The following is a 7,233-nucleotide window of genomic DNA, read 5'->3' as shown; positions in this document are numbered from 1 at the left end:
TCGCTTTCTTCGTTGCTTCGCCTGCCTGCGGTGCTCATTACCCTCAAAGGTAACTCCGCTCCTCATCAGGCTTCGCGCCTCGAAAGACAAGCGCTTGCAATCAGTCTGAAAATCAAGTTTTTGGATTTCGTATAAATACTAAAACCTAGCCAAAGCTAGGTTTTTTTGGACAAATATTTATTTTTTTGATTCTTTATCGCTATTAGGATTAAGCGGGAATTGAATGATGTTTGAGTTACTGCCTGAAACAGTAGGGAGTTTTCCATCCCATTTCTCTGCTTTTTTGTATTCAATTAATTCATTTGTTAGTGTTTGTTGGATTACTTGGTTCGCTTTTGCTTGACCTTGTGCTCGGATTAATTGTGAATCAGCATCAGCCTTTGCTTCTACTTTTTTCTTTTCTGCTTCAATTTTAGCTGTTTCTAGTTCTATTTTTTTGCGATCATTTTCTTGGGCAGCTTGAACACGTGCATCAATTGCATCTTGCGTTTTTGCATCTGGTTTTGGTGTTCCTAGTGTTAAATTTTCAACAAAGAAACCAAGTACTTTTACATCATCTTTATAAATTGCTTCAATGTCAGCTGAGGCATTACTTGATTTCTCACCGTATAATTGTAAAACGGTGTATTTTGATACTGCAATTCGAGCTGCATCTTGTAAACGTTTCTTTAAATATGTATCCTCAATTTCTTCGATCGACACAGGTCCAAACTCGTTAAACAATGATACTACTTTAGAAGGATCAATTTTATATGTATATGATAAATCCATTTCAATCCTTTTACCGTCTGAAGTCGCTAATGCAACGTCTTTATATTCTACAGTACGAAGACGGACAGGATACTCGGTAACTTTATCGAATAAACCAACGAAATTCCAACCTTGTGATAATGTGTTTTTCTGTATTCCTCCATTTGGTGAATAGACAACTCCTACATAACCAGGTGTTATTTTTTCAATAAATAATGTTGGAATTGTTGCGATTAGGATCAGTGCAATACCAGCGATGATTCCTCCAATTAGTTTACGATTGAAAAATGAATTCTTTTTTTCATTTGGACGAATTTCCATTATTTTTGTCCCCCTTATCCTTTAAAATATTTTTTACTTTAGCTGATTTCTCACCAATTTTTTCAAATGTTGGAGAAAGAAGAAGCCATACTCCGAATAAAAAAAGAAGGATGATTAAGATTGAGCCCACTAGAACCTTCAAGAAGATCGACCTCCTAATTTCTAATGTTAGAAAATCATTAGTTTTTTATAAGAAAATTATAACATTTAGGATAAGTTAAAAAATAGAACAATTATTAATTTTTTGGTAAAGTATTCTGTAGAAGAATAAGAGGTGACTTTATGTTTATTTCAGAAAAATTAGTTGAAGTAAGATATGCAGAAACAGATGCAATGGGTGTTGTGTACCATGCAAATTATTTAGTATGGTTTGAAATTGGACGTACTCAATTAATAAAAGATTTGGGCTTTAATTATGCAGAAATGGAATCACAAGGTGTCATTTCTCCAGTGATTGATTTGAATGTTTCATACAAGAAAAGTCTACGATATGGACAGACAGCTAAAGTGAAAACAAAAATAAAATCACTAACACCACTTAAAGTGATTTACGAATATGAAATTATGAATGAAGAAGGCGATATTTGCTGTATAGGAAATTCAACACATGTCCTTGTTCATAAAGAAACATTTAGACCGATTAAATTTAAGAAAATGTTCCCTGACTGGTATGAAGCATATGAGAAGGCGATGGGGCAAGATTAAAGGTATAGAAGTAGCAATAAGAGCATGAATAAATAAAAGATTAGAGAGGAAGATCATTAATCTTCAATCTCTAATCTTTAGCTAATCTTGCTTTTAAAATTTTACTTTTGGTTCTGTTTTGTCTTTAATTCGTTTTATATTTGGACGATGTTTATATACGACAAAGATTGTAAGTACGATCAAAATATACGTTATTATGTACCCATTGTCTTTAATTAGTCCAGTGTATTCCATTATAAAAGCTAAAATAGTACCTAAAAAAGCTGTTAACATTGACGAAAGTGAAACATATTTTGTTGTTTTTAAACTAATTGCGAAGATAATAATTAAGCAGACAAAAAGTAGTGGCGATGCATATAATAAGATCCCTGCAGAGGTTGCTACCGCTTTACCACCTCTAAATCCGGCAAATATTGGATACATATGACCAATAACAGCAACTAGGCCGATAATTAAAGGGTGAATTCCATGATAATGGAATAATACAGGTAATGAAGCTGCTAGTGTTCCTTTTAAAATATCTCCAAGTGTTACAATAATACCTGCTTTTTTACCTAATGTGCGGAATGTATTTGTCGCACCAAGATTTCCACTACCGTGTTGACGGATATCTACTCCGTAAAATATTTTTCCAACTACTAAACCGAATGGTACAGATCCGATTAAATAGGCTAGTACAATAATGACCAAACTCATTTTCTAGCTCCTTTTCAAACAATAATAAATTAGTGCAGTATCATATGATTTTATCACAATTTTAAGCGAATATATAGATAGTTGCTTTAGAATATTAATTCAAATGAGTAAACAAAGGACATTTTATTTTAGGTAAAAGTTCTTATATCTATCAATATTAATGGAAGGAAAAGAATATGAACCCGACAGTTTTAATCATTGAAGATGAAAAAAGATTAAGAGAAATCGTAAAAGAGTATTTTGAAAACGATCAATTTACAGTAATCGAAGCAGAAGATGGAGAACAAGGCATAAAGAAATTTAACGAAAATCAAGTAGATTTAATTATTCTAGATTTAATGTTACCAAAATTAGATGGATGGGAAGTTTGTAAGTTAATTAGAGAGCAATCAAGTATACCAATCATTATGACCACTGCTCGCTCAGAAGAAGAAGATCAATTACTTGGTTTTGATATTGGAACAGATGAATATGTGACAAAGCCATTCAGTCCTAAAATTCTAGTAGCAAAAGCAAAAAGTGTACTTAGAAGAACGGCTGACTTAAAAGAAGACGATAAAGAATCTAAAACGATTTGTGGAATTACAATCAATACTTCGTCAAGGACAGCTTCAATAAATAATGAATTATTACAACTTACGAATAAAGAGTTCGAATTACTATGTTATTTAATTGATAATAAAGGCATCGTATTAACAAGAGATCAATTATTAAATAATATTTGGGGATTTGATTATTTTGGTGATGGAAGAACCGTTGATACACATATAAAAAAACTTCGACATAAATTGGGAGACAAAGCAAAACATATAGCAACAGTTATTAGAGTTGGCTATAAGTTTGAGGAGTAAAAAATGAAAAATAGTATAGTCCGTAAACTTTTTTTATCCATAACGTTATTATTAGTTATTTTTTTATTAATTGTATTTGTTGGTCAATCAATCTTTATGCAATCTTTTTATACGAATAAGAAAGTTAATATTGTAACAGAGGAACTTACACAATTTGCTAAAGGGTATAAAGCGGGTAAATTTAACAACAATCAGTTTCAACAAGAACTATCCAAACTATATTCAAAATACAATACAACTTTAGCAGTTTTAGATAAAAGAGGGGTACTAAAAGCTGAGAATAATTTTGATTTAACCGTACTTACGAATGAAGGAAAAAAGGTATATGTACCTTTAAATAATCTATTATATTCGGATCAAATAGACAGTATTTTAGGACTTAATATTAAAGAAAATTCAAGGATTACAATCCGAGGTTATGTTCAAGATGATTATTTTATTCCACTCTATATAAAAACGAATATGGGTGTTTGGCAAGAGGAAAATCAACCTTCTAACACGGTTCAATTATCAACTAAAAATAATCTTCAGGAAATGGTGAATATTGAAATTAAAGGGAAAGTAATTAATTTACATTTACCAATTGCAAATCAATATACATATTCAGCTCAAATGAACTCATTAATGGGTGCAATAACTGATTGGACAAAGAGTAATGAAGATTTTTCTAACTATACTGATGAGGATTTCCCGTTAATTTATCGCTACTTAGACCGAGTAAATGGATTAGAAAATAAAGTTTTTATTTACCCAATTAATACTAGTAAAGGTTCAAAAGAAGTTATTTTTGCCATTACTTCACTTCAACCAGTAAATGAAGCAATGTACGTTTTAAAAGACTTTTATATTTACGCTTTTATTATTGCTTTATTATTGATTGTAATCGTTTCTTTTTACTATTCGAAATTGATTACGAAACCATTATTGAAAATGAATTCTGTAACAGATCAATTAGCAAAGTTAAACTTTAACGAAAAAATCGATATTCAATCCGATGATGAAATTGGACAATTATCCAAATCAATTAATTCATTATCCGAGAATTTAGCTAGTACGATTGAAAATTTACAGCAGGCAAATGCTAAATTAATGAAGGATATTGAAAAAGAAAAGCAGTTAGAACAAATAAGAAAAGAGTTTATTAGTGGAGTATCCCATGAGCTGAAAACGCCATTGAGTATTGTGCAAAGTTATGCAGAAGGTTTAAAAGATGGATTAAATATTGAAAAAAATGGTTATTATGCTGATGTAATCCTTGAAGAAGTTGATCGGATGAACGGGTTAGTAGTCGATATGCTAGAACTTTCCAAACTTCAATCAGGTACATACACACTAAAAAGTGAACCTTTCTTAATTGTGGATTGCATAGAAAATGTGATTATTCGCATGTTTGAAAATAGTAATATTCATTGTCATTTCAATTTTAATCTTGATGAGGATACGCTCGTAGTAGGTGAAAAAAGAAAAATAGAACAAGTAATCATTAATATCCTTTCAAATGCAATCCATTATGGTAACCCAGGTAGTGTCATAAAAATGAATTTATTAGAAGAAGAGGATTATGTAAATATCTCTATTTTTAATGAAGGTAATCCAATACCTGCTGATAAAATTGATAAAATTTGGGATCGCTTCTATCGTATTGATGAATCTAGAAATAGACAAAATGGTGGAACAGGTTTAGGTTTAGCAATCGTAAAAACAATCCTTGACTTACATCATTCAACTATAAAAGTTCATAATAAAGAAGATGGAGTTGAATTTATTTTTAATTTGAAAAAATATTTGAATTAAATCAAAAAGTTCACAGCAAATACACATGAGTGGGTTAAATTAATATCAATAAAAGATACCTACATATTGGAGGAATGAATTATGGGATATTATGATGAAACAGATTTATACGATGAAAATAATCATAAAAGACAAAAGAGAAGTAGACGTGGAGGGTATCCACTTGTTACAGGCTTTATTGGAGCGATAATTGGGGCTGTAACAATCTCAATCGTATCCCCGGATATTTTTAACTTAACAAATAAACCTGCAAACTTATCTAATGATACGAATACAGTACCAACACAAGTTATTAATGTATCAAGGGAAGATTTAACAACTACGATTCAAAATGCTCGCAAATTTGTAGTAGGAGTTAATAATTATCAATCATCAAATCCATTTTCAATGGAAACTGAAGAAGCTGGATCTGGTTCAGGAGTAGTTTATAAAAGAGTAGGAAATAAAGCTTTAGTAGCAACAAATAACCACGTTGTTGCTGGTGCAAAACAATTAAAAGTAAAAATGGCAGATGGTCAATTAATTGATGCTAAGCTTGTTGGAACAGATGAATTATTAGATTTAGCTGTTGTAGCAATTGATGCAAAATATGTTACGAATATCGCTAAATTAGGTGATTCAGAAAAAATTAACGTAGGTGAAACTGCTATTGCAATTGGAAATCCACTTGGATTTTTAGAAAGTACTGTAACAGAAGGAATTGTAAGTAGTAAAGCTCGTGAAATACCACAAGATATCGATGGAGATGGAGTTGCAGATTACCAAACTCAAGTAATACAAACGGATGCTGCGATTAATCCTGGTAATAGTGGTGGTGCTTTAATCAATGCAAAAGGTGAAGTAATCGGGATTAATTCAAGTAAAATTGCCGAACAAGCTGTTGAAGGAATTGGATTTGCGATTCCAATGAATATTGCAAAACCAGCTTTAGATCAAATCGAAAAATTTGGTGAAGTGACTCGACCTGTAATGGGTGTAGGCTTAAAATCACTTGATGAAATACCGCAATTTAATATCGAAGAAACATTAAAATTACCTGGTTCAGTAACTAAAGGTGCAGTTGTTACACATGTTGATCCAAATACTCCTGCTGCGAAAGTTGGAATGAAACAATTAGATGTTATCGTTGCACTTGATGACAAACCAGTAAGTGATGTAATTACTGTTAGAGAATACCTATATTCACACAAAAAAGTTGGAGATAAATTAAAGATTACTTATTACCGTGATGGTAAGTTAACTAATTCAACATTAACATTAGCCTCTAGTCAATGATTGACAGGCAATTAACTTAGGAAATATGATAAAAGAATACAAAATAAGCGAAAAGTTAATCTTTTCGCTTATTTATGCAAACAGAAAGGGTGATCAGCAAATGAGTAAATACCCATCAAGAGAAGAAATTGGAAAGATTTTAAAATCAAGTAAAGTAATTGCAGTTGTTGGATTATCAGGGGACCCGTCTAAAACGTCTTATATGGTAAGCAAAGCAATGCAAGATGCTGGATATAAAATTATTCCAGTAAATCCAACAGTTGATACTGTATTAGGAGAAAAAGCAGTAGCGAGTTTAACAGAAATAAATGAAAAAGTTGATATTGTAAATGTATTTAGAAGACCTGAACACCTATTACCTGTAGCACAAGAGTTTCTTAAAATTGATTGCGATGTTTTCTTTGCACAGCTTGGAATCGAAAACGAAGAAGCATATCAATTGCTAAAGGAAAATGGTAAAACGGTCATTATGGATCGTTGTATTAAAGTTGAGCATGCAATGACAAGATAGACCGTTAAAAAAGCTCACTGTTTCAGACTGGCAATCAGACGCTCGTTTTCTTCGTTGATTTACCTGGCTGCGATGTTCATTACCGCTTAGGGGTAACTTGGGTCATCACTAGAATTCGTGGTTCGAAAGTCAAGCGCTTACAATCAGTCTGAAAATCAAATTTTTAGTTTTGTTTTAAAATTTGGCTCACTGTTAATCAGTGAGTTTTTTTAACGGAAGATCGAGTAGGGGATATGAACATTAGGGTATTCGAGAAATTGTACAGATATGTATCAATATAGATTAGCAATTAAGATGCCAGTTTACACGGTCTTTAAAATTGAATTTTGT

8 protein-coding genes are annotated in these 7,233 nt (G+C 31.6%); 5 read left to right on the top strand and 3 right to left on the bottom strand.

Going from position 1 to position 7,233, the window contains the following annotated elements:
* Positions 1 to 177: 177 nt before the first annotated feature.
* Both ABEY15_RS15660 and ABEY15_RS15655 read right to left on the bottom strand, forming a co-directional pair.
* Complete coding sequence (locus ABEY15_RS15660) at positions 178 to 1,071, bottom strand: prohibitin family protein (RefSeq protein ID WP_429891082.1); 894 nt, start codon at positions 1,069 to 1,071, stop codon at positions 178 to 180.
* Positions 1,052 to 1,213 (bottom strand): hypothetical protein, encoded by a 162-nt coding sequence (locus ABEY15_RS15655; protein WP_165347184.1) that lies wholly within the window; start codon positions 1,211 to 1,213, stop codon positions 1,052 to 1,054. The genes ABEY15_RS15660 and ABEY15_RS15655 overlap by 20 nt, the downstream gene beginning before the upstream one ends.
* Positions 1,214 to 1,353: 140 nt before the next feature.
* On the opposite strand from ABEY15_RS15655, the gene ABEY15_RS15650 reads away from it, so the two are divergent.
* Positions 1,354 to 1,776, top strand: coding sequence for an acyl-CoA thioesterase (locus ABEY15_RS15650; protein WP_429891081.1), 423 nt, complete (start codon positions 1,354 to 1,356; stop codon positions 1,774 to 1,776).
* A gap of 93 nt (positions 1,777 to 1,869) precedes the next feature.
* Here ABEY15_RS15650 and plsY read toward each other — a convergent pair whose 3' ends face one another.
* On the bottom strand, positions 1,870 to 2,472 hold the full coding sequence (gene plsY, locus ABEY15_RS15645) for a glycerol-3-phosphate 1-O-acyltransferase PlsY (RefSeq protein ID WP_069032376.1): 603 nt from the start codon (positions 2,470 to 2,472) through the stop codon (positions 1,870 to 1,872).
* Between the two features lie 176 nt (positions 2,473 to 2,648).
* Here plsY and ABEY15_RS15640 point away from each other — a divergent pair, with 176 nt between their 5' ends.
* The 4 genes from ABEY15_RS15640 (at position 2,649) to ABEY15_RS15625 (ending at position 6,903) form a co-directional block, all read left to right on the top strand.
* On the top strand, positions 2,649 to 3,323 hold the full coding sequence (locus tag ABEY15_RS15640; protein WP_069032377.1) for a response regulator transcription factor: 675 nt from the start codon (positions 2,649 to 2,651) through the stop codon (positions 3,321 to 3,323).
* A 3-nt stretch (positions 3,324 to 3,326) separates the two neighbouring features.
* Entirely contained in the window at positions 3,327 to 5,117 is a 1,791-nt protein-coding gene (locus ABEY15_RS15635; RefSeq protein WP_429891080.1) for a sensor histidine kinase, read from the top strand.
* An 81-nt stretch (positions 5,118 to 5,198) separates the two neighbouring features.
* Positions 5,199 to 6,392: a S1C family serine protease gene (locus ABEY15_RS15630; protein ID WP_429891079.1), complete on the top strand. Its 1,194-nt coding sequence runs from the start codon at positions 5,199 to 5,201 to the stop codon at positions 6,390 to 6,392.
* 100 nt (positions 6,393 to 6,492) lie between these two features.
* Positions 6,493 to 6,903 (top strand): CoA-binding protein, encoded by a 411-nt coding sequence (locus ABEY15_RS15625; protein ID WP_056476782.1) that lies wholly within the window; start codon positions 6,493 to 6,495, stop codon positions 6,901 to 6,903.
* Positions 6,904 to 7,233 lie beyond the last annotated feature (330 nt).

The sequence above is a fragment of the Gottfriedia acidiceleris genome (genome assembly GCF_050457485.1).
Taxonomy (GTDB): domain Bacteria; phylum Bacillota; class Bacilli; order Bacillales; family Bacillaceae_G; genus Gottfriedia; species Gottfriedia acidiceleris_D.
Note: the sequence above shows the minus strand (reverse complement) of the source record. Positions and strands in the feature narration are given on the sequence as shown.

Excerpts from the sequence above, each read along its gene's own strand:
- ABEY15_RS15660 (WP_429891082.1), bottom strand. The coding sequence starts at position 1,071 with ATGGAAATTCGTCCAAATGAAAAAAAGAATTCATTTTTCAATCGTAAA.
- ABEY15_RS15650 (WP_429891081.1), top strand. The coding sequence starts at position 1,354 with ATGTTTATTTCAGAAAAATTAGTTGAAGTAAGATATGCAGAAACAGAT.
- plsY (WP_069032376.1), bottom strand. The coding sequence starts at position 2,472 with ATGAGTTTGGTCATTATTGTACTAGCCTATTTAATCGGATCTGTACCA.
- ABEY15_RS15640 (WP_069032377.1), top strand. The coding sequence starts at position 2,649 with ATGAACCCGACAGTTTTAATCATTGAAGATGAAAAAAGATTAAGAGAA.
- ABEY15_RS15635 (WP_429891080.1), top strand. The coding sequence starts at position 3,327 with ATGAAAAATAGTATAGTCCGTAAACTTTTTTTATCCATAACGTTATTA.
- ABEY15_RS15630 (WP_429891079.1), top strand. The coding sequence starts at position 5,199 with ATGGGATATTATGATGAAACAGATTTATACGATGAAAATAATCATAAA.
- ABEY15_RS15625 (WP_056476782.1), top strand. The coding sequence starts at position 6,493 with ATGAGTAAATACCCATCAAGAGAAGAAATTGGAAAGATTTTAAAATCA.